The sequence below is a fragment of the Mesorhizobium sp. P2_A8 genome, from assembly GCF_056404935.1.
Genome location: NZ_JBFUDB010000007.1, coordinates 175,092 through 198,977 on the forward strand (window position 1 = coordinate 175,092; position 23,886 = coordinate 198,977).

Consider the following 23,886-nt stretch of genomic DNA (forward strand, 5'->3'; position numbering starts at 1 on the left):
CGTGAAATCCGCCGTCGTCCTTCTGCCTGGCCTCAACCGCGACCGCGACATGATCGCGGCGCTGACCAAGATTTCGGGAAAACCACCGGTCACGGTCTGGCAGACCGATACCGAAATCCCGGATGTCGACCTGATCGCCATTCCCGGCGGCTTTTCCTTCGGCGACTATCTGCGCTGCGGCGCGATCGCCGCGCGCATGCCGGTGATGCGGGCGGTGGCCGAAAAGGCGGCACAGGGCGTGATGGTCATCGGCGTCTGCAACGGTTTCCAGATCCTGGTCGAGGCCGGCCTGCTGCCTGGCGCCTTGATGCGCAACACGTCGCTCAAATTCGTCTGCCGGCAGGTCAAGCTGCAGATCACCAATGCCAACACCATGTTCACCCGCCGCTACCAGCCGGGTCAGATCATCCGCTCGCCGGTGGCACATCATGACGGCAACTATTTTGCCGACGCCGACACGCTTGCCCGTCTCGAAGGCGAAGGTCAGGTGGTGTTCCGCTATGCCGACGGTACCAACCCCAACGGCTCGATCAACGACATTGCCGGCATCATCAACGAACGCGGCAATGTGCTCGGCCTGATGCCGCACCCGGAAAACCTGATCGAAGCAGCCCACGGCGGCAGCGATGGCCGGGCGCTGTTCGAGAGCGCGCTTGGCATTGCCGCCTGACATCATCGAGGCGGATGCCTTGAAAACAGCCGGACATTCCTGTCTCTTTACGGGAGCAAGTCCGCATCACTGGGGAGAGAGACGGTCATGAAACTCTATTCGCGACCGTTGTCGCCCTATTCGTCGATCGTGCGGGCACTGGCCTACATCAAGGATGTGCCGCTCAAGATCATCGCGCCGCCGCCCGGCTTTCCGATCCCGGAAGAGTTTCGCGCCATCTCACCGCTGAACCGCATTCCTGTGCTGATCACCGGTTCGGGCGAAACGATCGTCGAATCCGTGGTCATTGCCGAGTATCTCGAGGAGCGCTTTCCGGAACCCGCGCTGTTGCCGCCCGATTCCAAGGATCGTGCGCTGGTGCGCATGTTCGCCCGCATCACCGATCTCGACGTACTGACCCCGATGATGAAGCTTTTCGAGCTTCATTTCGTGCCGAAGCGAAACAATGTCGAGATCGACGCCCAGTTCGCCCGCCTGCACCACGGACTGGCGGCGATCGAGGAACGCATGGCGCAAGGCCCTTTCGCGCTCGGCGACGATATCAGTTTCGCCGACGCCTGGCTGACGCCGACACGGTTCATCTTCAACCAGTTCCGCGCCATGACGGGACGCCACGACCTGCTCGACGCCTATCCCAAATTCGATGCCTATCAACAGATCGCCTCGCAGCATCCGGCATTGTCGCGGGTGTGGGGCGAAATGACCGACGGCCTGAAGATTTTTCTGTCCGAGCTTGAGATGGGTGCCGCTTGACTAGGAGCAAGACGATCGCGCTGGTTGCCGCGGCAGGCTTCGCCCTGGCATCCTGCCAATCGAGCCCGAAGAGCACGCCTGTCCCCTCGGGCAAAAGTGCCTCATTGCTGGCCATGGAACAAGTGGCAATCGCTGCCCACAAATGCTGGATCGCCAGCAAGGATCCGGCCTTCAAGCAATACCAGATGGCCAACGAGCTGAATTCGTACAGCGGCACGCCGCGCTTCCTGCTGGTGCCGGCCAAGCATTATGGCGGCAAACCACTGCTGGTCGTGCAGGCACAAGGCAATTCGAGCCGCGTCGACGCGTTTGGACCGCTGATCGACGGCCCGCTCGGTGCGCGCATCGGCTCGGACATTGCGCGCTGGCAGGCGGGCAATCCCTCCTGTTCGGCGGCCGCATAGGCAATGAGCCGGTTCCTGCAGATCGCGGGTCTGGTCATCGGTCTGGCCGGGCTCGTCCTGCAGTTCTGCATCAGCATTCCGGCGTCGATGGAAGCAGGCCGCAGCCTGCTCGGCTCCATCGTCTTCCTTTTCAGCTTCTTCACCATCCTGACCAACATCGGCGCGGTGCTGGTGTACACATCGCTGCTGTCGTCCACCGGCTATGCGTGGCTGCCTGCCTTCGCGGGATTCCGGATGCGCGCTGGCATCGCCGTTTCGATCACCCTGGTGTTCATCGTCTATGCGACGGTGCTGTCGCAGCTTTGGCACCCACAGGGCCTGTTCCTGCTCTGCGACGTCCTGTTGCACTATGTGACGCCGGTGCTGTTCCTGCTGTGGTGGCTGATGGCAGGCGCCGACGGCAGGACGCGGTGGAACGACATTTCCTGGTGGATGCTCTATCCCGTGGCCTACCTGATCTATGCGCCGGCGCGGGCGCCCATCGCGGGCGAGGTGCCCTACCCCTTCCTCGATGTCGCCAAGAACGGCGTAGCCACCGTCGCCATCTCTGCGGCAGCCGTCACCGGACTGTTTCTCGTGCTGTGCGTGGTCGCCGTCCTTGTCGACCACGGCGTTGCACGCATCAGAACATCGAGCGTCTGTTAGTCATCCGGACACCAGTCCGCAATTACAGGTTTGGCCCTGATCCAAAACCGGGTCAGTCCCAGAACGGCCTGATGCCCTCGCTGTGGGCATCGCGGCGCGAGACGCCGATATCCTTGAGCTGATCATCGGTCATTTCCAGCAGCACCAGCCGGCTGCGCCGGCGCTGCAGCAGATGGTCGATCCAGTTCGCCAGCGACCTGACCACATACACCAGCCGGCCGGCAAAGCCGCGCCGGCCCGATGGGCATGTCGATTGGCCTGACAACTCGGCTCTCGAATGACGGATTGTAGCGATTGTATTCATTTTCTTTCTACCAGAATTCTCAATTGCACCCTTTTTGATGCAGAGCTGATATGTATTGACTCACAATTCGGTGCAATATAGAAAATTGTCACCATGACAAATTGGCTGCCAGACCTCACCGCCGGCTCCGGGCCGCTGTATCAACGGCTTGCGGATTCCATCGAAACGGATATCGACCGGGGCGTGATCGATGCGGGAGCAAAACTGCCGCCGCAACGTGACCTCGCCTACGACATCGGCACCACCGTCGGCACGGTCGGCCGGGCCTATCAATTGCTGCGCGAGCGCGGGCTGGTGAGCGGCGAAGTCGGGCGTGGAACCTATGTGCTCGGCCAGCGCGCCGATGATGCGAGGCCGAACCTGCTGACCTCAGACGTCAGCGGCGAAGGCACGCGCTATATCGATGCGCCGCGCGGCAAGCTGCGTTTCGACAGCACGGCCGCGCCCGACATCGGCCAGGGCGCGGATGTCGCCGATGTCCTGTCGCGCACGGCGCAGGACTATCCGCACGAGATTTCGAGCTACACGCGGGACTTTCCGGACCGCTGGTACGAAGCCGGCGCCCGCTGGCTGTCGCGCAATTCCTTCCGCCCAAAAGCCGACGCCATTGTCCCCACACTCGGCACCCATGCCGCGGTGATGGCGGCGATCGCAGCGCTGACAACACCCGGTGATTATGTCGCCTTCGAGCACCTCACCTACTCGCAGATTTCGCGCAGTGCCGGGCTGATCGGCCGTCGCACGGCGTTGGTGGCGTCAGACGAAGGGGGCATCGACCCGGCCGATTTCGAGCGCGTCTGCGCGCAAAAACATCCCCGGATGATCTTCCTGATGCCGACGGCGCAGAATCCGACGCTGGTGACCTTGTCGGCGTCGCGCCGCGAGGCAATCGCGCGCGTCGCACGCGAATACAATGTCGTTCTCATCGAGGACGATCTCTACGGCAACCTGACCGATGATCCGACGCCGTTGCTGGCCGAATATGCGCCTGAACGCACCATCGTCGCAGGCGGCCTGTCGAAATCGGTCGCGGCCGGCGTTCGCGGCGGCTGGCTTTCCTGCCCGCCCGCCTATCGCCACCGCATCCGTGTCGCCCACAAGATGATGACTGGCGGCATGCCCTTCCTGCTGGCGGAGGTGAATACCCGGCTGGTGCTGTCCGGCCTGGCGGACGAGATCCGCAAACGCAGCATCGCCGAAATCAACGCCCGCATCGCGATCGTGCGCGAGACACTGGCCGGCTTCGCGTTCAAGTCACACGAAAAGGTGCCCTTTGTCTGGCTGACCCTGCCCGACCCGTGGCTTTCCGGCACCTTCAAGAACGCCTGTCTCGAACACGGTGTGCTGATCGACGACGAGGACGAATTCAAGGCCGGCCGCTCAGAGCAGGTTTTCCACGGCGTGCGCTTCGGCGTTTCACAGCCAAGACAACGCAAGGACATCGCCGAAGGCGTCGCGGTGATCCGGCGGCTTCTGGATGAGGGCCGCGCCGGCTACGACAGTTTTTCCTGAGCCCGAAGCAGCTCGCTCCTGAGGGATCGCTGGCTACCCCGGATTGCCCGGTGGCTTTGTCCGGTTTTCCTGCGTTTTTCGTCGATCCATGGGTGTATCGGCCGCAAGGCTTGCGATAAGAGGGGACTCAAATCCCAGCGCCCCGGATACAAATCGCCGCCCATGACCATTTCCAATTCCGTGCCGATCACCCCCGAGCTCATCGCCACGCATGGGCTGAAGCCCGACGAGTATCAGCGCATCCTCGATCTTGTCGGCCGTGAGCCGAGCTTCACCGAACTCGGCATCTTCTCGGCGATGTGGAACGAGCATTGCTCGTACAAATCCTCGAAGAAATGGCTACGCACACTGCCGACCACCGGCCCACAGGTCATCCAGGGACCGGGCGAGAATGCCGGCGTGGTGGACATCGGCGACGGCGACTGCGTCGTCTTCAAGATGGAAAGCCACAATCACCCCTCCTACATCGAGCCCTACCAGGGTGCCGCGACCGGCGTCGGCGGCATATTGCGCGATGTCTTCACCATGGGCGCACGGCCGATCGCAGCGATGAATGCGCTGCGCTTCGGCGCGCCCGACCATCCCAAGACCAGGCACCTCGTTTCAGGCGTGGTTTCCGGCGTTGGTGGCTATGGCAACGCCTTCGGCGTGCCGACGGTCGGCGGCGAAGTCAATTTCGACGCCCGCTACAACGGCAACATCCTGGTCAACGCGTTTGCGGCCGGCATAGCCAAGACCGATGCGATCTTCCTGTCGGAAGCCAAGGGGGTCGGCCTGCCGGTCGTCTATCTCGGCGCCAAGACCGGCCGCGACGGTGTCGGTGGCGCCACCATGGCGTCGGCCGAATTCGACGACAAGATCGACGAGAAGCGCCCGACCGTGCAGGTCGGCGACCCCTTCACCGAAAAGTGCCTGCTGGAGGCCTGCCTCGAACTGATGGCCTCGGGCGCGGTCATCGCCATCCAGGACATGGGTGCGGCCGGTCTCACCTGTTCGGCAGTCGAGATGGGTGCCAAGGGCGACCTCGGCATCGAGCTCGATCTCGACAAGGTGCCGGTGCGCGAAGAGCGCATGAGTGCCTACGAGATGATGCTGTCGGAAAGCCAGGAGCGCATGCTGATGGTGCTGCGCCCAGAAAAGAAAGAGGAAGCCGAGGCGATCTTCCACAAATGGGGGCTCGACTTCGCCATTGTCGGCAAGACCACCGACGATCTGCGCTTCCGCGTCCTGCATCAGGGCGACGAGGTCGCCAATCTGCCGATCAAGGATCTTGGCGACAAGGCACCGGAGTATGATCGTCCCTGGATCGAGGCCAAGAAGCCAGCCCCGCTTGCCGCCAACGACGTTCCGCAGGCCGATGTCGCCGAGGCGCTCCTGAAGCTGCTCGGCGGACCGGATCTTTCGTCGCGCCGCTGGGTCTGGGAGCAATACGATACGCTGATCCAGGGTAATTCGCTGCAGTTGCCGGGCGGCGACGCCGGTGTGGTGCGTGTCGACGGTCATGCGACCAAGGCGCTGGCCTTCTCGTCAGACGTGACGCCGCGCTATTGCGAAGCCGATCCTTACGAGGGTGGCAAGCAGGCGGTGGCCGAATGCTGGCGCAACCTGACCGCCACAGGCGCGCTGCCGCTGGCGGCCACCGACAATCTCAATTTCGGCAATCCGGAACGGCCGGAGATCATGGGCCAGCTGGTCGGCGCGGTGAAAGGCATCGGCGATGCCTGCCGCGCGCTCGGCTTCCCGATCGTCTCCGGCAATGTCTCGCTCTACAACGAAACCAACGGCCAGGGCATCCTGCCGACGCCAACCATCGGCGGCGTCGGTTTGATCGCCGACTGGTCGAAGATGGTGCGAACCGGCTTTGCCGGTGCGGGCCAGATGATCCTGCTGGTCGGCGCGCCCGCTTCGTGGGGAACGCATCTCGGCCAGTCGGTCTATATGCGCGACATCCATGGGCGCAGCGACGGCCCGCCGCCGCCGGTCGACCTCAAGCATGAAAAGCGTGTCGGGGACCATGTGCGCGCCCTGATCGCGTCCGGCATCGTCACGGCGGCGCATGACGTTTCCGATGGTGGCATCGCGGTGGCCTTGGCCGAAATGGCGATGGCGTCCGGCATCGGCGCCACCGTCCCGGGGCTTGTCGGCACCGATCCGATCCCGGTCTGGTTCGGTGAGGATCAGGGGCGCTATCTCCTGACGCTGTCGATCGATCCGGATAGCGATGAATGGAACACCATTCGCAAGCAGCAAGGCGAACTCGGCATTTTCGCGCCCTGGATCGGCTCGACGGGCGGCAACACGCTGAAGCTCGGCGAGGCGCGGGCGATCCCGGTCGGCGAATTGACCGGCGCCCACGAAGGCTGGTTCCCACGCTTCATGGATCAGGCCAGTTGACGAGACTGGCTGCCCGGGCGCTGCTTGCAGTCGTTTTCTGGCCGTCGCTGTTCTTCTTCTGGTTCCTCGGGCCGTTCGTCTTTTTCCTGCTGTCGACGACCTCGAGCGAGGTTTGCACACGGCTGGAAACACGCTCGGAGTTCCTCGCCGCGGCCAATGGCACCATTCCGATGCTCGCCGCGCAGAACCTCATCTACGCGGTTCCGATCCTCTGCCTGGTGCTATGGGATCGCCTTTTGCCGGATCCGGCGCGGGCAAGGCATATTGTCACTTGCATCAAGCTTTTCGCGGCCGCGGTGCTCGTTGGAGCGCTGTGGGAATACGGCTCCTCGCTTGTCTGCGATGGATACGGTCAGCCATTCTTCTCGCCGTTCTGGCGAATGACGAGCTATCTCCCCATTGTCAGCCTGATTATCAACGCTCCGCTCTATGTGCTGGCCTTCAGCCTTGGCCGCGCTTTTTCGACGCGCGAGGATGCTGCCGAGGACGAAGCAAGCCCACCAGCCTAAGTCGGCCCGGGTCTTCTTGCCGGTGGCAGGATTGAACGGCTTCAATCCGGACCAGAAAGGCTTTAGGCTCGCCCGACTCTTATCAGATGGCCGGGCTCCGGCCGCTCGAAACAGGATTTTGCCATGGCAATGGATGCCCACGACATCGAAAAACTGATCAAGGACGGCATTCCGGACGCCAAGGTCACGATCCGCGATCTCGCCGGTGACGGCGACCACTACGCGGCCGAGGTGGTGGCAGAGAGCTTTCGCGGCAAGAGCCGCGTCCAGCAGCACCAGATGGTCTATGACGCGCTGAAGGGCAATATGGGCGGCGTGCTGCACGCGCTGGCGCTGCAGACCAGCGTGCCGGACTGAACCTCGAGACCGGCGCTGTTCAGATTTTGACCAGCATCGCCGTGAGGTACATGAAGCCAACTCCGGCTGCCAAACCAGCCATCGCGCTCGGTGCAAACAATGCACGTGTGCCGTCTCCCCGCTCGCGAAACTGCATCGAAACAAGCTCGACGATCACCTGCAGGATTGCCCCTGCGCCGACAGCCAGCGCCAGCGCCGACCATTGCGGGGCGTAGGCGAGGCTGCCGATCCACAGGCCGACGACGGCGGGTCCGCCCGCGAGCAGCGTCAGTCCGGCGAAGGTCCGCAATGACGGGCGCTGCTTCAGGATCGGGGCAGCGATGCCGATACCCTCGGTGATGTTGTGCAATGTGAAGCCGAGCACGAGGAAGGTGCCCAGCCCCGCCGCGCCCGAGGCGAAGGCGGCGCCGATCGCCAGCCCTTCGCCGAGATTGTGCAGGCCGATGCCGAGCGCGATGAAGGTGGCGAGCGCCAGACCGGTCGGCGTCCCACTCCGCCGGCCTGCAGCCATCAGCAGGAGGAAACTGGCGGCGGCGGCAAGCACCACCATCGTCGGCCCCTGGAACAGGGCGGCGGCTTCGCCGGCCAGTTCGAAGGCATCCTCCAGGGCATCGACGAAAAGGAAGGCGAGCAGCCCAACGGTCAGGGCCAGAAGAAAGTCCATGCCGCCCCGTCCGACGCCGCGGAGCGCGGGATAGAACATAAGGCCGATCGCTACCGGCAGGATCCCGACGAAGGCGCCGAGCACCGCCTGCGCGGCGAAGCTCAGCGAATCGCGTGTCGGCGTGGGTACGGCTACGGCGATCTCGTGCCCGAATGTCGTCCCGGTGCTGGTCACGACGTTGATCGCATGCGCCTCCCCCAGCACCCAGGGATACGGCAGGCTGATCCACGCCGTGGCGCCGCGCGCGATCGGTCCAGGAGGATCCTGCGTGAACTGCCAGAAGGCATCGTCGACCTGGACCTGCGCGACGGTCATCGCTTCCGATCCGCCGCCCCGGACAAGGACCCGGATGCCGTCGGCCCCCAGGATCGTCCGTTCAAAGGTGAGGTTCTCGACCGGCGGCGCGCCATTGCGGAAGCTCGACAGCGGGTCAGAGGAGACCAGCCAGGCGATGGCTAGCCCGAGCACAACGAGCGGCAGTGCGACCCAGAGCAGATGGGCAGACCTTGGGCGGTCGGCGCGCGGATCGGCAGAACTCTGGCTCAGGTCGGTCACGACACGGCCTCCACGACGTCGAACATGCCGGACCAGCCGAGTTCGGTGAATTCCGACTGATGGGGGTGGAACATATAGAGGCCCGGTTCGTGGTCGCGGAAATGGAACTCGAGGATGCCGCGCTCGGCCTGGCACTGGGTGATCAGGTCGACGGTCCTGAGCGTGGGCGTCAGGGTTGTGCCCTGATTGTAGTAGTCGAAGAAATTGGCGTGCAGGTGGAAGGAATTGATCGGATCGAACTCGACGACATTGACGAGATATATGCGGACAGGCTTGTCCTTCAGCACCCGGATCGGCTTCTTGGCATAGGCGTGTGCGACCGTGTTGACGGCGTAGACCTCGTTCTCGTTGTCGAAGTTGGTGTCGAAGGCATTCATCACCATGACGAATTCCTGCCAGCCGGCATTCTCCGGCGTGCCGAGCAGGCGCGATCGGGCGACCGTTTCATGCTCCGGATGCCGGGCCGGATCGGGGTCGATCACGAAGGCCCCGTACATGCCCTTCTGGATGTGCCGCTTCAGCGGCAGGGCGTGGCAGTGATACAGGTGACAGCCGAACGGCCTCGCATCGAACTCGTAGACGAACTCCTCGCCCGGTCCGATCAGGCCGGCGCCCGGAACACCGTCCATGCGCGCGGCATGGATACCGTGAAAATGCATCGAATGCGGATGCGAGCCTTGGTTGCGGAAGACGATCCTCAGCCGCTCGCCTTCGGTCGCACGCAGCGTCGGTCCTGGCACACGGCCATTGTAGGTCCAGGCCGGGAACATGATGCCGGGCGCGATCTCGATCTCCTTGTCCTCGGCAGTGACCTCGAAGGTCCGAAGCGTCCGCCCGTCCGGCAGCATCGACACCGTTCCGGTGTACCAGTCGCTCAGCATCTTCGATGGATCGAAGCCGTTGCGTGCGTCGTCGACCTCGCCGACTGTAATCATGGCGCCATGGGCTGAGAGATGCGCCGGCGGCGCTTCAGCGGCAGCGGCCGCCGGCATCTCGTGACCGGCGTGGCTTGTCTGACCGCGGGCGGCATTCGCCGCGACCACGGTGCCGCCGGCAGCCGCAAGGCCACCGGCCAGAAGCAGCCTTCGATCGAGCTTTCGCTCCAGCCAGAGTTCCCCCTCGCGCATGCCGGCATCCTCCTTGCAAATGAGACTTGCGGCCACAATAGCGCAAGCTTCAAGAGTTAGCTACAGCTATATTTCGGCTTTGGCGCCACCCGGCGGGCAGCATCGGGCCGGACTGGGTGGCGATTGCCACATCCGGCTGGCGGCGGCGTCGGCGTTCGTTTTCCATGATGATGGCCGGGCGCTGCGGCTGCCTGAACCGCCAGATCAGGAGCGCTGCCCAGAGCAAGAATGCCTACCAAGGATCGCCGCACCATGCCGGCTTTTCATCGCGCCTCGAGACTTCAGAATGCCCCCCGTTTGGCCCAATATCAGGCGATCCTTTGCGCCATTTCAGCGGCGGCGGCGCAAACATCTTGTTTCGGGCAACCTATGGGTTTATTTGATGGCTATGTTTCCAGCCTGACTCCCACAGGCGTGAAAGGATCGTCCATGAGCGGTATCAACGACTACATCGACAACGAAGTGAAGGGCAACGACGTCGTCCTTTTCATGAAGGGCACGCCCGGTTTTCCGCAGTGCGGATTTTCCGGCCAGGTCGTGCAGATCCTCGACTATATCGGCGCCGACTACAAAGGCGTGGACGTGCTGACCTCGGCCGAGCTGCGCCAGGGCATCAAGGAATATTCCAACTGGCCGACGATCCCGCAGCTCTACGTCAAGGGTGAATTCGTCGGCGGCTGCGATATCGTCCGCGAGATGTTCCAGGCAGGCGAGTTGCAGACGTTCCTCGTCGAGAAGGGCGTCAGCGTCAAAGGCGCCGCCTGATTTCTGTTTGCGCATACGTTAAGCGCCAGGGCAGCCCCACCTCGGCAATTTTATGTCCCTGATATCGGGACCAAGACGAGCCAATGCGCCGGCCCGCCGGCGCGTTTTCGTTTGAGAGATCGGACTTGCCGTGGACCAGCCAACAGCCGCGCCGCAATCGGCAAGCAAACTGCCCATTCCGCGCTGGGAGTTCATCGCCTTGTGCGCCGCGCTGATGGCGCTGAACTCGCTGGCCATCGACATCATGCTGCCAGCCCTGCAGCAGATCGGCGCCTCGCTCGGCGTCGAGAATGAAAACCATCGGCAATATGTCATAACAGCCTATATTCTGGGCTTCGGCGGCGGCCAGCTTTTCTTCGGTCCGATCTCGGATCGTTTCGGACGCCGCGCGCCATTGGTGGCCGGGCTGGTGATCTATGTCGCCGCGGCTGCAGCGGCGGCTGTTGCGCCAAGCTTTGCGACGCTTCTGTTGTGCCGGGCCGTACAGGGCATAGGCGCGGCCGCGACCCGCGTCATCGCCGTCTCGATCGTGCGCGACACGTTCGACGGCCGGCGCATGGCCGAGGTGATGTCGCTGATCTTCATGGTGTTCATGGCCATCCCGGTCATCGCGCCGGGGATCGGCCAGTTCATCATGCTGTTTGCAACCTGGCATTGGATCTTCGTCACCATGGCGGCCGGTGCGCTGATCGTGTCGGCCTGGTCGTTGCTGCGCCTGCCTGAAACGCTGCATCCCGAATACCGCCGGCCGCTGACCGTCAACTCCATCGTCGGCGGTTTCCGCATCGTGCTCACCAACCGCGTTGCGATCTGCTATGCCTTTGCCAGCACCTTCATTTTCGGGGCCATGTTCGGCTTCATCGCCTCGGCGCAGCAGATCTATGTCGACATATTCAACGTCGGCGAGATGTTCCCGGTTATCTTCGCCGGGGTTGCGGGCGTGCTTGCTTTCTCCAACTATCTGAACTCGCGTCTTGTCGGCCGTATCGGCATGCGCCGCCTGTCGCAGAGCGCGCTGCTGTTGTTTCTGGTCATCAGCCTGGCCTGGCTGGTCGTTTCGCTGGAAATGAAGATGCCACTCTGGCTTTTCATCACCTTCTTTGCATGCGCTATGCTGCCTTTCGGTGCGCTCGGCGCCAATTTCAACGCGTTGGCCATGGAGCCGCTCGGCCAACTGGCCGGCACGGCATCGTCCATCCTGGGTTTCATGCAGACCTTTCTCGGCGGCATTCTCGGCACGCTGATCGGTCAGGCCTTCAACGGCACGGTGACGCCATTGGCCGCCGGCTTCTGCAGCGTCTCGGTCGCAGCGCTGCTGATGATTTTCATCGCCGAGCGCGGCAAGATGTTCCAGCCCCACAACCCGCCGGTCTCAGGGCATATGGCCGACTTGCATTAAACCCGCCGGTTCAACACCGGCCGCAGGAACAGGTGCTATTCTGCCCAGAGTTCGCGGCGCAACTCGTGCCAGCTTTCCCGGTCGGGCGCGACAAGCAAGCCACCATCCAGGTGCGACGGCAGATAGGCGCTGCCGTCGAAGCGCGCGGCGTGGCCACCGGCCTCGGCATGGATCAGCACACCGGCCAGATGATCCCACGGCATCAGCTTGTTGTAGACGACGAAATGGGCGTGGCCGCTGGCCAGCAGGCGGTATTCGTGGGCCGCGCAGCGATAGGCGAATTGCGACAGGATCTTCGTCTGATTGCGCGCCAGCCGCGACCGCTCCGGTTCGGGCATGTATTGCCAGGAGACGGAGCCGGTCATGTCCGCGATCAGCGCAGGCGCCGCGACGCGCACCTTCTCCAGGCTGCCATGCGCATGCCTGATATGGCTGCCGGCGCCCTTGGCGCCGATCAACCAGTCCTTGCCGACCGGATCGTGGATGATGCCGGCAACGGTCTCGCCCTTGACCACCACTGCCAGCATGACGCCGAACAGCGGCACGCCGGATGCGAAGTTGAAAGTGCCGTCCACCGGGTCGATGACGAAAGCCAGATCGGCATCGCCCAGGCCATTGAGCAGCGCCGGATCGTCTGAACAGGCTTCCTCGCCGACCACCATCGCCGAGGGATAACGCGCGCGCAGCCTTGCGGTGATCAGCCGCTCGGCATTGACGTCGGCTTCGGTCACCAGGTCGGCGGCCGAGGTCTTCTGCCGGATGTCGCCGTCGCCCAGACGGCGAAAGCGCGGCATGATCTCGGCCTGGGCTGCCTCGGCCAGAAGGCCGGCCAGCCAGTCGATCGCGGTGTCGTCAAATTTCATCGGGAACATCTTGCCTGGTGGTGAGGGTGTCGTTGAGCGCGGCGAAGTCGAACAGTTTTCTGTCGAGCAGGTGCGATGGCCTGCCGTTGGACAGCGCACGCAGCATGGTTTCCTTGCGGCCGGGCATGCGCTTTTCGATATCCTCGAGCATCGCCTTCATGGCGTTGCGCTGCAGGCCTTCCTGACTGCCGCAGAGATCGCAGGGAATGATCGGAAACCGCATCGCCGCGGCAAATTTCTCAAGGTCGGTTTCGGCGCAGTAGCTCAGCGGCCGCAGCACCATGACGTCGCCCTCGTCGTTGAGCAGTTTCGGCGGCATGGCGGCAAGACGGCCGCCATGGAACAGGTTCATGAAGAAGGTCTCCAGAATGTCCTCGCGATGATGGCCGAGCACCAGCGCCGAGCAGCCCTCTTCGCGCGCGATGCGATAGAGATGGCCACGCCTGAGCCGCGAGCAGAGCGCGCAATAGGTGCTGCCCTCGGGCAGCTTGTCGGTGACGACGGAATAGGTGTCCTGATACTCGATCCGGTGCGGAATGGCGTGGCTGTCGAGATAGTCGGGCAGGATGTGTTTGGGGAAATTCGGCTGGCCCTGGTCCAGGTTGCAGGCAAGCAAATCGACGGGCAACAGCCCGCGCCATTTGAGGTCCAACAGCACGGCGAGCAGCCCGTAGGAGTCCTTGCCGCCAGACAGCGCAACCAGCCAGCGCTGGCCGGGCTTCACCATCGAGAAATCCTCGATCGCCTGGCGGGTGAGACGCAGCAGCCGCTTGCGCAATTTGTTGAACTCGACCGAGGACGGCACGTCGGCAAACAGCGGATGAAAGCCGCCGTCGCTGTCGGCAATCGGTTCAAGCGTTTCGATGTCTGGCAGCATGTTCATGGCATGTCGCTTTCGGTGGACCGGTCATCGTTTCAAGGAAACGCCGACCGCTCTATCACTTTGTTCGGAGCAATTCCGGACGGAAAACCGATTCCCGCTTTTCCTGGAATTGCTCGGAGCGCTCGGATTAGCGGACATGGCCGACAAAGAAAAGGCCGCCTCGACGGGCGGCCTTTGGAGGGTATCGCAAATGCGTTCGCTCAGCGCGAATGGAATTCGCCGCTTAGCGCGAATAGAATTCGACGACCAGGTTCGGTTCCATCTGCACGGCGAACGGAACGTCAGCCAGGCCGGGGATGCGCGAGAAGGTCGCGACCATCTTGTTGTGATCGGCTTCGATGTAGTCCGGCACGTCGCGTTCGGCCAAGCCCACCGATTCCAGGACGATGACCAGCTGCTTCGACTTTTCGCGGACTTCGACGACGTCGCCCGGCTTGCAGCGGTACGAGCCGATGTTGACGCGCTTGCCGTTGACGTTGACGTGGCCGTGGTTGACGAACTGACGGGCGGCGAAAATCGTCGGCACGAACTTGGCGCGGTAGACGACCGCGTCGAGACGCGACTCGAGCAGGCCGATCAGGTTCTCGGAGGTGTCGCCCTTGCGGCGATCGGCCTCTTCATAGACCTTGCGGAACTGCTTTTCCGAAACGTCGCCATAGTGACCCTTCAGCTTCTGCTTGGCGCGCAGCTGCAGGCCGAAATCGGAAAGCTTGCCCTTGCGGCGCTGGCCGTGCTGGCCGGGGCCGTATTCACGCTTGTTGACCGGGGACTTCGGGCGGCCCCAGATATTTTCGCCAAGACGGCGGTCGATCTTGTACTTCGCGGATTCGCGCTTGCTCATCGCATTCCCTTTTCAAAACAACACACCCGGAACCTCATGGTCCGGGTAAAGGAAACGCGCCCTCCTCTGGCCTCCGTTTTCGAGACCTGACAGGGTTTTCCCACGCAACGCGGCGGAAAACCCACGGGACACGTCATTTCAAACAAGATCAGAAACGATTAGGCATCCTGATCTTGCGCATACAAAACAAAAACCGGACATCGCTGCCCGGTGGTTGTGACGGCTGGTTAAACCGAGATTTAACCGGTGTCAAGCTTGTGACTGGCATAGGGCTCGGCGACGAGATACCCGTTTTCCCGCGTAGATGCAGTGCCGGATGTGGCGGGAGGTTGTTGCGCCAACGGCATCAGGAACGGACTGGAGCTCGAGGAGCGCAAGACTTATGAAGAAATTCTTCCTTACCCTGGCTGGTGCTGCGGTGCTTGCGGGTTCGATGGCGGTGGCGCCGGAACCGGCGATGGCGCGTCATTGGCACGGACACAAACAGGTTTGCCGCATCATCGTGAAGAAGAGAGTGGTGTGGCGGCATGGTCACCGCAGGGTGATCGTCCACAGGGTCCGGCGCTGCCACCGCTGGTGACATCAGACTGGATCGGTTGATCGGGGAAAACAGCCCATCCGTCACAATGACGATAGCCCGCGGTTCAACCGCGGGCTTTCATTTTTTGACGCCCTTCTCCAGATGACGCTGCCAGGGTCAGCTGTCCGATTTCCTCTCCGGCAGTCCCTTGCGCTTCGTCTCGGCGAATTCCTCGAGCTGTTTTTCGCTCATCGATTCATACATTTCCTTCGAAGCGCCTTTGAGCTCGCTCTTTTTCGTCTCGCCGCGCTTGGCCGACAGAGCGGCGCCGGCGGCTTTCTGCTGGGCTTTCGAGGTGGCTGGCATGGCTGTTTCTCCCTTGCTCTCAGAAGAAACGCCGCGCTTCGGTGACGGTTCCAGCCCCGGTGGCTCGGTTCCCGGCCCGCTTGGTGCCAGTTCGCCACGTGGTCAGGCTTGGTGATTTTCGTTGGCAGCCTTCCCGTGTCTGGAACCCCAGTGTAGGACGGCTGAATGAAATCTCTGACCGATCCCTCACAAGCTCTCTCCACTGGCCTGGCGAAAATCCGCACCGAATTCCACGTGCCAGATGGATTTCCGGTAGTCGTAATGGCCGCCGCGGAGGCGGCGGCCAAACGTGTGCCCAACCAGCATGCCGATCGAACAGCGATGCCCTTCGTCACGCTCGATCCGGCGAGTTCCACCGATCTTGATCAGGCGTTCTCAATCGAAGTGAGCGGCGGCGATCTTCTGCTGCATTACGCCATTGCCGACGTAGCCTGGTTCGTCGAGGACGGTGACGCGATCGATCTCGAAGCCTGGACGCGGGGCGAGACGCTTTACTTGCCGGACGGCAAGGCCGGGCTCTACCCGCCGGTAATTGCCGAGGGTGCAGCGAGCCTGTTGCCGGATGGATCGCGGCCAGCGGTTGTCTTCACGGTTCGGGTTGCGCAGGACGGCGCGACGAAGTTGGACGGCGCGGAGCGGGCAATCATTCAAAGCCGCGCGAAGCTCGCCTATGACAGTGTGAAGGCCTCCGACGTTCCGGCCGGCTTCGCCGAAATGGCGCGACGCATGGCAATGAACGAAAAGCGTCGTGGTGCTTCGCGCGTCGATCCACCCGAGCAGGAGGTTGAAAGGCTCGCCGATGGTACATTTCGGCTTTCGTTCAGACCGCTGCTGCAATCCGAGCAAGACAACGCCGCGCTTTCGCTGGCTGCAAACATGGCGATTGCCGACGCCATGTTTGCGCACCATACCGGGTTGTTTCGGGTGATGTCGGAGCCAGATGCCTTCAGGGTGCAAAGACTGCGCAGCGCGGCACAGGCTCTCGGGCTGTCTTGGCCGGCCTCCACCAGCTTGCGCGACTATCAGCGGACCCTTGACCCGACCGATCCGCAACAGGCGGCGCTGATGCTGGAAATCCGCCATGCGAGCGCCGGCGCATCCTACCAACCCTATAAAGAAGGTGTTGTCCCTTGGCATGAGGCGATGGCAGCGACCTATGCCCATGCAACGGCGCCACTCAGGCGACTGGCCGATCGCTACGTCGTGCGCTGCGCACTGGCCATCGCCAATGGCCAGCCGGTGTCCCAGGCTGTCACCGACGCGTTCGCCAGATTGCCGCAGGTGATGGGGCGTGCGGATAGCCACGCTTCGCAGATCAACCACGCAGCTATCGACCTTGCCGAGGCGATAATGCTGAAGGGACGCGAGGGCGAGACGTTCAAAGCTGCTGTCACCGACGTCGTCGACCATGGCGTGCGCGTTCAGCTTGCCGACATGCCTGTCGTTGTCAACGTAAAGGCCTCCGGGCTTAGACAGGGCGACGATCTGACGCTAAGGCTGGTCTTGGCCGATCCAGATCAACGCAGCATCGTCTTCGAACCTGTTTGAATGGCAGACGTTTCCGCCGCCATCTAGCTCACGACCAGCCCGAACCCCTGCATCAGCCGGCTGGTGGCGAAATCCACCTTGCCGGAGGTGAAGACCGCAATGTCAGGCTCACCCACCGGCAGTGGTCCATTGACGGGCGCCAGCAGCGACATGGCGCGGCGGGCGATCGCTTCGGCCGGATCGATCCAGTCGACCGGCCAGGGCGCGGTCTTGCGCATGCGGTTGGCCAGGAACGGATAGTGCGTGCAGCCGAGCACGACGATGTCGGTGCGGGCGCCGTCCTTCTCGACGAAGCATGGCGCGATCTCGGCGCGGACGATCTCCTCGTCGACGAACCCCTCGCGCATGTAGATTTCCGCCAGCGGCGCCAACCGGTCCGAGCCGACCAGCCGCACATGGCATTTCTGCGCCCATTTGCTGATCAGGTCGCGCGTGTATTGACGCTTGACTGTGCCCGGCGTCGCCAGCACCGAGACGAGTCCGGAGCGCGTACGCTCCGCCGCCGGCTTGATCGCGGGCACCGTTCCGACAAAGGGATGACCGGGGAATTTCTCGCGCAACGCGTCGATCACCAGCGTCGAGGCCGTGTTGCAGGGAATGACCGAAATCTCGGGCTGGAATTTTTCCAGCAGCGCGCCGAACAGGCCGAGGATGTGGGCGTTGAGCGCCGGCTCCTCCCAGGCGCCATAGGGGAAGGCGGCATCGTCGGCGACGTAGACAAAGCGGCGGTCAGGCATCAGCACACGCGCCTCGCGCAGCACGGTGAGCCCGCCGATGCCGGAATCGAACATCAGGATCGGCCGCTCAGTCATTATCGGTTCCTTTTCCGCCGAGCGGCGGCATGTCGTCGTCTTTGCCGGTGGCCTTGCCGGCAAGGCGATCGCCTTCCGCCTTGCGGGCGCGCGCCACGGCCGCGGGCAATCGTCTTGGATCGTCGCCCGGAGACCCCTCGCCACGCGGCATCGCCGGTGAAAATCTGTCCAGCGACGAGATTATGCCGCGCAGCACCTTCAGCTCCGGTTCGGCAAAGCCGGCACGCGTCAGCACGGCGCGCAGATTGTCGACCATTTTCGGCTTCTTCGGTGCGGGACGGAAATAACCGCGCGCTTCCAATGCGCCTTCGAGATAGGCGAACAGGCCGTGAAGTTCTTCCTTGCTTGCCGGCTTCATGTCTGGGCCGGAAAAATTGGTTTTGGTCTTGTCTTCCAGGCCGGACTTCATCCATTCGTAGGACATCAGCAAGGCCGCCTGGGCGATGTTGAGCGAAGAGAAATCGGGATCGACCGGGAAGGTGACGATCTCGTCGGCAAGGCCGACCTCGTCATTGTAGAGGCCGAAGCGCTCGCGTCCGAACAGGATGCCGGTGCGCTGCCCCATTGCGTGACGGGTCCGGAGCACCCTGCCCGCTTCCACCGGGCCGCGCACGGATTTGAAGCCGTCGCGCTGCCTGGCGGTGGTTGCGAAAACGAAGTTCAGGTCGGCGAGCGCCGAGGCCAGATCGTCGAACACTGTCACGGCGTCGATGACGTGGTCGGCGCGGCTGGCGGCGGCGCGCGCCTTTTCGCTCGGCCAACCGTCGCGTGGATTGACCAGGCGCAGCTCCGACAGGCCGAAATTGGCCATGGCACGAGCGACCATGCCGATGTTCTCACCGAGCTGCGGCTCGACGAGGATGATCGCCGGGCCAGCGGTCATGAGGTCGCGCTGAAAGTCCGTTCCTGCCATGTGTTCCAGGTGATTGCGTTACGAAGTCTTCGCGTCCTGCCATATCGATACGGCTTTTTGAAGAGTTATCGGCCGCCTGACAGACAAATACTCTTCTGCCGCTCCCCCAGGTTTGCGCGAAAAATCCAGATGCGCGTCACCGGGGGGCTCGCGCAAATACCAGACTTGTCCAAGCAGTTGAGCCGCGCGCTCCGTCCCTCAAGAGATTGGTGGGATGCGGCATCGCACTCGTGCAGTTGGCGACAAGACATCTGGTCTTGTTGCGGCAAATGGCTCAACCATTGCGACCCCAAACCGCTGACAAATGGATCGGCCCGTGCTCGCTGTTGCTATTGATGATATTTTCCATTTGTAGAAATCATCTACGATCCGAATGAACGTTTATTTACGATGACGCATCGCGTGACTGGGAAACCAATTTAGAAAGCGGTAATATCGAAACCGCTTGGGTTCAATTTTTATCGACGAATAGTATTTGGAACGATGGAGTGCGTTTTGCGCGCTCCTGTCATTTATCTATGCCCCAAGCATCCAACACTGATTCAATGGCCGACGAAGCGTCAGCCAAACCTAGGAGGGGTAAATGAACGTCGTACGGTTTTTCCTTTCACTCGCTGTGTTGCTTCTCGCGTCAGCCTTCCTGATTGCACCAGCTTCCGCGCAAGCGACGCGGACGTGGGTTTCCGGCGTTGGCAACGACGCCAATCCGTGCAGCCGAACCGCGCCTTGCAAGACGTTTGCCGGTGCTATCTCGAAGACGGCGACGGCCGGCGAGATCAACTGTCTCGACCCGGGCGGCTTTGGCGCGGTCACCATCACCAAATCCATCACCATCGACTGCAGACACACAGAAGGTAGCGTGCTTTCGTCACTCACGAACGGCGTCATCGTCAACACGCCCGTCGGCTCCATAGTGCATCTTCGCGGCATCAGTATAAACGGTGCGGGCAACGGGATCGACGGCGTCCGTATGGTGGGTCAGGGTCAGCTGCATATCGAGGACAGCAACATAGAGCGGATAACCAGCAACGGCGTCGAATTTCTCGCCAACGGGAACAGCGAACTCTACATAAGCAACACCCGGATAGCCGAGGCAGGCGCTGACGGTGTCCTCATCAAGACGACTGGGGCCGTCGGAATTAATGCCATCCTTTCGAGGGTGGAAATTACCAACAGCGGCAGCGGCATTCTTGTCGACGGCACAGGCAACACCGTTGCCATGAACCTGACACTGACCAACAGCCTGATCAGCGGCAACACCGGCAACGGGGTGGTGATCAAATCCATCGCCGCGGCATCGCCGGTGCGCGCGACGATTACCGGCAACACGATCAGCGCCAATGCCGGCACCGGCGTCAACGCGAACGGTGCCGCTGCCAGCGGCAACGGAAGCGCAATCGCCTTTCTCGGCGGATCGACGATATTCGGCAATGTCACCGGGGTCAGCAATAGCGGGAGCGGCGCCGTCCAGTCGTACAAGAACAACATGATCGCCGGCAACCTCACCGACGGTACACCGCTCACCGCCTTCCCGGGCCCTGGCGGTACGCCATTGCAATAAGCGCCTGCCGCCTGCGCCGCAGTAGGAAACAAAGGCGATGCCGCCTGTCCCTCAAGGGCAGTGCGGCATCGCCTTTTTGTACTCGACTGCCAGCAGAAGCCTGCGTCTTTCTCTGCCACCGGTTTGCATCGCCCGACCATGCGCCAGCCGACAAATGGACCGGCCGCTGTTGGCATTGACGATGTTTTCCATTTGTAGAAATCATCTACGATCCGAATGCATATTTATTTACGATGACGCACCGCGTGACTGGAGAATCAAATTAGAAAAAGGTAGGCTCCCAGCCGCTTGGGTTTTCAATCTGTATCGACGGTTGGTATTTGGAAGATGGAGTGTGTCTTGCACGCTCCCGTCATTTATTTATGCCCCAAGCATTTCGACACGGGTTTCCATGGCCGACGAGGGCGTTGGCCAAAATCTAGGAGGGGCAATTGAAAGTTGTACGGTTTTTCCTTTCACTCGCTGTGTTGGCACTGGCGTCAGTCTTCCTGACCGCGCCAGCTTCCGCGCAAGCGACACGCACGTGGGTTTCCGGCGTTGGTGACGACGCCAATCCGTGCAGCCGCACGGCACCTTGCAAGACGTTTGCAGGTGCCATCTCGAAGACGGCGGTAAGTGGTGAAATCAACTGTATCGACCCTGGCGGTTTTGGCGGGGTCACCATCACCAAATCCATCACCATCGACTGCAGGAACACTGAAGCGGGCGTGCTTGTCAGTGGTACGAACGCCATCATCGTGAACACGCCTGTCGGCGCCGCGGTTCATCTTCGCGGCCTCGACATATTCGGTGTGGGCACCGGCCTCGACGGCGTGCGTATGGTCGGCCAAGGTCAGCTGCATATCGAGGACTGCAACATCGAGCGGTTTACCGGCAACGGCGTCGAATTTCTCCCCAACGGCAACAGCGAACTCTACATAAGCAACACGCGAATAGCCGAAACAGGCGCTGAAGGTGTCCTCGTCAAAACGACTGGGGCCATTGGCATCAATGCCATCCTTTCGAAGGTGGAAATTACCAACAACGGCAGCGGCGTTCTTGTCGACGGCACTGGCAACACCGTTGCCATGAACCTGACACTGACCAACAGCCTGGTCAGCGGCAACACCGGCAACGGTGTGGCGATCAAATCCATCGCCGCGGCATCGCCGGTGCGCGCGACGATTGTCGGCAACACGATCAGCGCCAATGCCGGCAGCGGCGTCAACGCGAACGCTGCCGCGGCCAGCGGCAACGGAAGCGCCATCGCCTTTCTCGGCGGATCGACGGTGTTCGGCAATGTCACCGGGGTCAGCAATACCGGAAGCGGCGCCGTCCAGTCGTTCAAGAACAACATGATCTCCGGCAACGTAGCCGACGGCACGCCGATCACGGCCTTCCCGGGCCCTGGCGGTACGCCATTGCAATAACCACCTGCCGCCTGCGCGGCCGCAGAAACAAAGGCGATGCCGCCTGTCCCTCAAGGGCAGTGCGGCATCGCCTTTTTGTTACCGATCTCTACAGCAGAAGCCTGCGTCTTCCGCCGCCGTTGGTTTGCACCGCTCGGATCGCTTTGCTATAGGCGAAGTCCCTACCCTGGCGGGGCCGGCCCCGCCATCACCCAACTGTTGAACGAGGCATTCTTTCCATGGCGAAGATCAAGGTGGCAAACCCGGTCGTCGAACTCGACGGCGACGAGATGACCCGGATCATCTGGCAGTTCATCAAGGACAAGCTGATCCACCCTTATCTCGACCTCAAACTTGAATATTACGACCTCGGCATCGAGCACCGTGACGCCACCAACGACCAGGTGACCATCGATTCGGCCAACGCCATCAAGAAATACGGCGTCGGCGTGAAATGCGCGACGATCACGCCCGACGAGCAGCGCGTCGAGGAATTCAAGCTGAAGAAGATGTGGAAGTCGCCGAACGGCACCATCCGCAACATCCTCGGCGGCACCATCTTCCGCGAGCCGATCATCATGAAGAACGTACCGCGTCTGGTGCCCGGCTGGACCAAGCCGATCATCGTCGGCCGTCACGCCTTCGGCGACCAGTACCGAGCCACCGATTTCCGCTTTCCCGGCAAGGGCAAGCTGACGATCAAGTTCGTCGGCGAGGACGGCAAGGTGATCGAGCACGATGTCTACGATGCGCCGGGCGCCGGCGTCGCCATGGCCATGTACAATCTCGACGATTCGATCCGCGAGTTCGCCCGCGCTTCGCTGAATTACGGCCTGCTGCGCAACTATCCGGTCTATCTCTCGACCAAGAACACCATCCTCAAGGCCTATGACGGCCGCTTCAAGGACATTTTCCAGGAAGTCTACGAGGCCGAGTTCGAGGCCGAGTTCAAGTCGAAGAAGCTGTGGTACGAGCATCGCCTGATCGACGACATGGTGGCCTCCAGCCTGAAATGGTCGGGCGGCTATGTCTGGGCCTGCAAGAACTATGACGGCGACGTCCAGTCCGACACCGTTGCGCAAGGTTTTGGTTCGCTTGGCCTGATGACCTCGGTGCTGATGACGCCGGACGGCAAGACGGTGGAAGCCGAAGCCGCGCATGGCACCGTCACCCGCCACTACCGCCAGCACCAGAAGGGCGAGGAGACCTCGACCAATTCGATCGCCTCGATCTTTGCCTGGACGCGCGGCCTCGCCCACCGCGCCAAGCTCGACGACAATGCCGAGCTGAAGCGCTTTGCCGAGACGCTGGAAAGGGTCTGCATCCAGACCGTCGAATCCGGCTTCATGACCAAGGACCTGTCGCTGCTGATCGGCCCCGACCAGCCCTGGCTCTCGACCACCGGTTTCCTCGACAAGATCGACGAGAACCTGCAGAAGGCGATGGCCTGACCAGCCAAGACCCGGGAGGGCACATGGGCAAACCGGTCGTCTACGGCGCGGACTATAGCGTCTATGTGCGCATCGTCCGCCTCGTGCTTGCGGAAAAGGGCATCGACTACGAGCTTGTGCCGGTCGATGTCTTTGCCGCCGAGGGCATCCCCGCCTGGTATTTCGAGCATCATCCGTTCGGCCGCATCCCGGCCTTCGAACATGACGGGTTTCGGCTTTTCGAGACCAGCGCGATTGCCAGATATGTCGACGAGGCCTTCGAGGGGCCGGCGCTACAACCGAAGGATCCGCGCGGCCAGGCGCGGATGAACCAGATCATCGGCATGCTCGACGCCTATGCCTACAGGTCGATGGTCTGGGATGTCGCCGTCGAGCGGCTGGAGAAGGACGCGCCCGACGAGACCCTGATCGCCAACGGGCTTTCGCAGGCGCGCAAAGCGCTTCAGACGCTCGCCTCGCTGAAAGCGCCGGGGCCATGGTTTTTGGGCGACCAGTTGACGCTGGCCGATCTGCATGCGGCACCGATCATCAGCTATTTCATCAAGGTCACCGAGGGGCAAAAACTGCTCGCCGGGTTCCCCGAGATCAAGGCGTGGTGGGACCGGATCGCGGCCCGTCCAAGCTTTGCCGCGAGCGGCCCGGCGACCTGATCAGCCTGCACCTGCTGTTTATTCCGGCCCGC

The 23,886-nt window shown here is 62.2% G+C and carries 25 protein-coding genes; 16 read left to right on the plus strand and 9 right to left on the minus strand.

The window, feature by feature from the left end; all coding sequences use genetic code 11:
• Window position 1: 1 nt before the first annotated feature.
• From purQ to AC1D10_RS21405, 4 genes are all read left to right on the plus strand, one after another.
• On the plus strand, window positions 2-670 hold the full coding sequence (gene purQ, locus AC1D10_RS21390; RefSeq protein ID WP_477275315.1) for a phosphoribosylformylglycinamidine synthase subunit PurQ: 669 nt from the start codon (window positions 2-4) through the stop codon (window positions 668-670).
• An 87-nt stretch (window positions 671-757) separates the two neighbouring features.
• Complete coding sequence (locus tag AC1D10_RS21395; RefSeq protein ID WP_477275317.1) at window positions 758-1,423, plus strand: glutathione S-transferase family protein; 666 nt, start codon at window positions 758-760, stop codon at window positions 1,421-1,423.
• Complete coding sequence (locus AC1D10_RS21400) at window positions 1,420-1,827, plus strand: hypothetical protein (protein ID WP_477275319.1); 408 nt, start codon at window positions 1,420-1,422, stop codon at window positions 1,825-1,827. Before AC1D10_RS21395 ends, AC1D10_RS21400 begins: the two co-directional genes overlap by 4 nt.
• 3 nt (window positions 1,828-1,830) lie before the next feature.
• A complete protein-coding gene (locus AC1D10_RS21405; RefSeq protein ID WP_477275321.1) occupies window positions 1,831-2,472 on the plus strand; it encodes a Pr6Pr family membrane protein in 642 nt (213 codons plus the stop codon).
• Window positions 2,473-2,524: 52 nt separating this feature from the next.
• Here the strand turns inward: AC1D10_RS21405 and AC1D10_RS21410 are convergent, their stop codons facing one another.
• Window positions 2,525-2,776, minus strand: coding sequence for a DUF1127 domain-containing protein (locus AC1D10_RS21410; protein WP_477275323.1), 252 nt, complete (start codon window positions 2,774-2,776; stop codon window positions 2,525-2,527).
• A 93-nt stretch (window positions 2,777-2,869) separates the two neighbouring features.
• Here AC1D10_RS21410 and AC1D10_RS21415 point away from each other — a divergent pair, with 93 nt between their 5' ends.
• The 4 genes from AC1D10_RS21415 (at window position 2,870) to AC1D10_RS21430 (ending at window position 7,548) form a co-directional block, all read left to right on the plus strand.
• Window positions 2,870-4,288 carry an aminotransferase-like domain-containing protein gene (locus tag AC1D10_RS21415; RefSeq protein ID WP_477275325.1) on the plus strand — a complete coding sequence of 473 codons (1,419 nt, stop codon included), beginning with the start codon at window positions 2,870-2,872 and terminating at the stop codon, window positions 4,286-4,288.
• Window positions 4,289-4,450: 162 nt separating this feature from the next.
• On the plus strand, window positions 4,451-6,682 hold the full coding sequence (purL, locus tag AC1D10_RS21420; protein WP_477275327.1) for a phosphoribosylformylglycinamidine synthase subunit PurL: 2,232 nt from the start codon (window positions 4,451-4,453) through the stop codon (window positions 6,680-6,682).
• Window positions 6,679-7,191 (plus strand): hypothetical protein, encoded by a 513-nt coding sequence (locus AC1D10_RS21425; protein ID WP_477275329.1) that lies wholly within the window; start codon window positions 6,679-6,681, stop codon window positions 7,189-7,191. Before purL ends, AC1D10_RS21425 begins: the two co-directional genes overlap by 4 nt.
• A gap of 123 nt (window positions 7,192-7,314) precedes the next feature.
• Window positions 7,315-7,548 carry a BolA/IbaG family iron-sulfur metabolism protein gene (locus AC1D10_RS21430; RefSeq protein WP_010909092.1) on the plus strand — a complete coding sequence of 78 codons (234 nt, stop codon included), beginning with the start codon at window positions 7,315-7,317 and terminating at the stop codon, window positions 7,546-7,548.
• Window positions 7,549-7,567: 19 nt separating this feature from the next.
• Here AC1D10_RS21430 and AC1D10_RS21435 read toward each other — a convergent pair whose 3' ends face one another.
• On the minus strand, window positions 7,568-8,767 hold the full coding sequence (locus AC1D10_RS21435; RefSeq protein ID WP_477275332.1) for a ZIP family metal transporter: 1,200 nt from the start codon (window positions 8,765-8,767) through the stop codon (window positions 7,568-7,570).
• Window positions 8,764-9,894, minus strand: coding sequence for a multicopper oxidase domain-containing protein (locus AC1D10_RS21440; protein WP_477275334.1), 1,131 nt, complete (start codon window positions 9,892-9,894; stop codon window positions 8,764-8,766). The genes AC1D10_RS21435 and AC1D10_RS21440 overlap by 4 nt, the downstream gene beginning before the upstream one ends.
• Before the next feature lie 429 nt (window positions 9,895-10,323).
• On the opposite strand from AC1D10_RS21440, the gene grxD reads away from it, so the two are divergent.
• Both grxD and AC1D10_RS21450 read left to right on the plus strand, forming a co-directional pair.
• On the plus strand, window positions 10,324-10,659 hold the full coding sequence (gene grxD, locus AC1D10_RS21445) for a Grx4 family monothiol glutaredoxin (protein ID WP_379027203.1): 336 nt from the start codon (window positions 10,324-10,326) through the stop codon (window positions 10,657-10,659).
• A gap of 130 nt (window positions 10,660-10,789) precedes the next feature.
• On the plus strand, window positions 10,790-12,058 hold the full coding sequence (locus AC1D10_RS21450; protein ID WP_477275337.1) for a multidrug effflux MFS transporter: 1,269 nt from the start codon (window positions 10,790-10,792) through the stop codon (window positions 12,056-12,058).
• A gap of 35 nt (window positions 12,059-12,093) precedes the next feature.
• Here the strand turns inward: AC1D10_RS21450 and AC1D10_RS21455 are convergent, their stop codons facing one another.
• From AC1D10_RS21455 to rpsD, 3 genes are all read right to left on the minus strand, one after another.
• Window positions 12,094-12,921, minus strand: coding sequence for an inositol monophosphatase family protein (locus AC1D10_RS21455; RefSeq protein WP_477275339.1), 828 nt, complete (start codon window positions 12,919-12,921; stop codon window positions 12,094-12,096).
• Window positions 12,911-13,804, minus strand: coding sequence for a tRNA 2-thiocytidine(32) synthetase TtcA (ttcA, locus tag AC1D10_RS21460; protein WP_477275340.1), 894 nt, complete (start codon window positions 13,802-13,804; stop codon window positions 12,911-12,913). The genes AC1D10_RS21455 and ttcA overlap by 11 nt, the downstream gene beginning before the upstream one ends.
• Window positions 13,805-14,027: 223 nt before the next feature.
• Window positions 14,028-14,645, minus strand: coding sequence for a 30S ribosomal protein S4 (rpsD, locus tag AC1D10_RS21465; protein ID WP_013895883.1), 618 nt, complete (start codon window positions 14,643-14,645; stop codon window positions 14,028-14,030).
• A gap of 382 nt (window positions 14,646-15,027) precedes the next feature.
• On the opposite strand from rpsD, the gene AC1D10_RS21470 reads away from it, so the two are divergent.
• On the plus strand, window positions 15,028-15,225 hold the full coding sequence (locus AC1D10_RS21470; protein WP_477275342.1) for a hypothetical protein: 198 nt from the start codon (window positions 15,028-15,030) through the stop codon (window positions 15,223-15,225).
• A gap of 117 nt (window positions 15,226-15,342) precedes the next feature.
• Here the strand turns inward: AC1D10_RS21470 and AC1D10_RS21475 are convergent, their stop codons facing one another.
• Window positions 15,343-15,531 (minus strand): DUF3008 family protein, encoded by a 189-nt coding sequence (locus AC1D10_RS21475; protein WP_477275344.1) that lies wholly within the window; start codon window positions 15,529-15,531, stop codon window positions 15,343-15,345.
• Between the two features lie 165 nt (window positions 15,532-15,696).
• Between AC1D10_RS21475 and AC1D10_RS21480 the strand changes: the two genes are divergently transcribed.
• A complete protein-coding gene (locus tag AC1D10_RS21480; protein WP_477275346.1) occupies window positions 15,697-17,079 on the plus strand; it encodes an RNB domain-containing ribonuclease in 1,383 nt (460 codons plus the stop codon).
• Window positions 17,080-17,102: 23 nt separating this feature from the next.
• Here the strand turns inward: AC1D10_RS21480 and murI are convergent, their stop codons facing one another.
• Window positions 17,103-17,891, minus strand: coding sequence for a glutamate racemase (gene murI, locus AC1D10_RS21485; RefSeq protein ID WP_477275348.1), 789 nt, complete (start codon window positions 17,889-17,891; stop codon window positions 17,103-17,105).
• Window positions 17,884-18,804: an RNA methyltransferase gene (locus AC1D10_RS21490; protein WP_477275350.1), complete on the minus strand. Its 921-nt coding sequence runs from the start codon at window positions 18,802-18,804 to the stop codon at window positions 17,884-17,886. Before AC1D10_RS21490 ends, murI begins: the two co-directional genes overlap by 8 nt.
• Window positions 18,805-19,387: 583 nt before the next feature.
• On the opposite strand from AC1D10_RS21490, the gene AC1D10_RS21495 reads away from it, so the two are divergent.
• The 4 genes from AC1D10_RS21495 (at window position 19,388) to AC1D10_RS21510 (ending at window position 23,854) form a co-directional block, all read left to right on the plus strand.
• Entirely contained in the window at window positions 19,388-20,365 is a 978-nt protein-coding gene (locus AC1D10_RS21495) for a right-handed parallel beta-helix repeat-containing protein (protein WP_477275352.1), read from the plus strand.
• A 431-nt stretch (window positions 20,366-20,796) separates the two neighbouring features.
• Complete coding sequence (locus AC1D10_RS21500) at window positions 20,797-21,774, plus strand: right-handed parallel beta-helix repeat-containing protein (protein WP_477275354.1); 978 nt, start codon at window positions 20,797-20,799, stop codon at window positions 21,772-21,774.
• A 218-nt stretch (window positions 21,775-21,992) separates the two neighbouring features.
• A complete protein-coding gene (locus AC1D10_RS21505; protein ID WP_379096998.1) occupies window positions 21,993-23,204 on the plus strand; it encodes an NADP-dependent isocitrate dehydrogenase in 1,212 nt (403 codons plus the stop codon).
• A 23-nt stretch (window positions 23,205-23,227) separates the two neighbouring features.
• A complete protein-coding gene (locus AC1D10_RS21510) occupies window positions 23,228-23,854 on the plus strand; it encodes a glutathione S-transferase family protein (protein WP_477275357.1) in 627 nt (208 codons plus the stop codon).
• The last annotated feature ends 32 nt before the right edge of the window (window positions 23,855-23,886 follow it).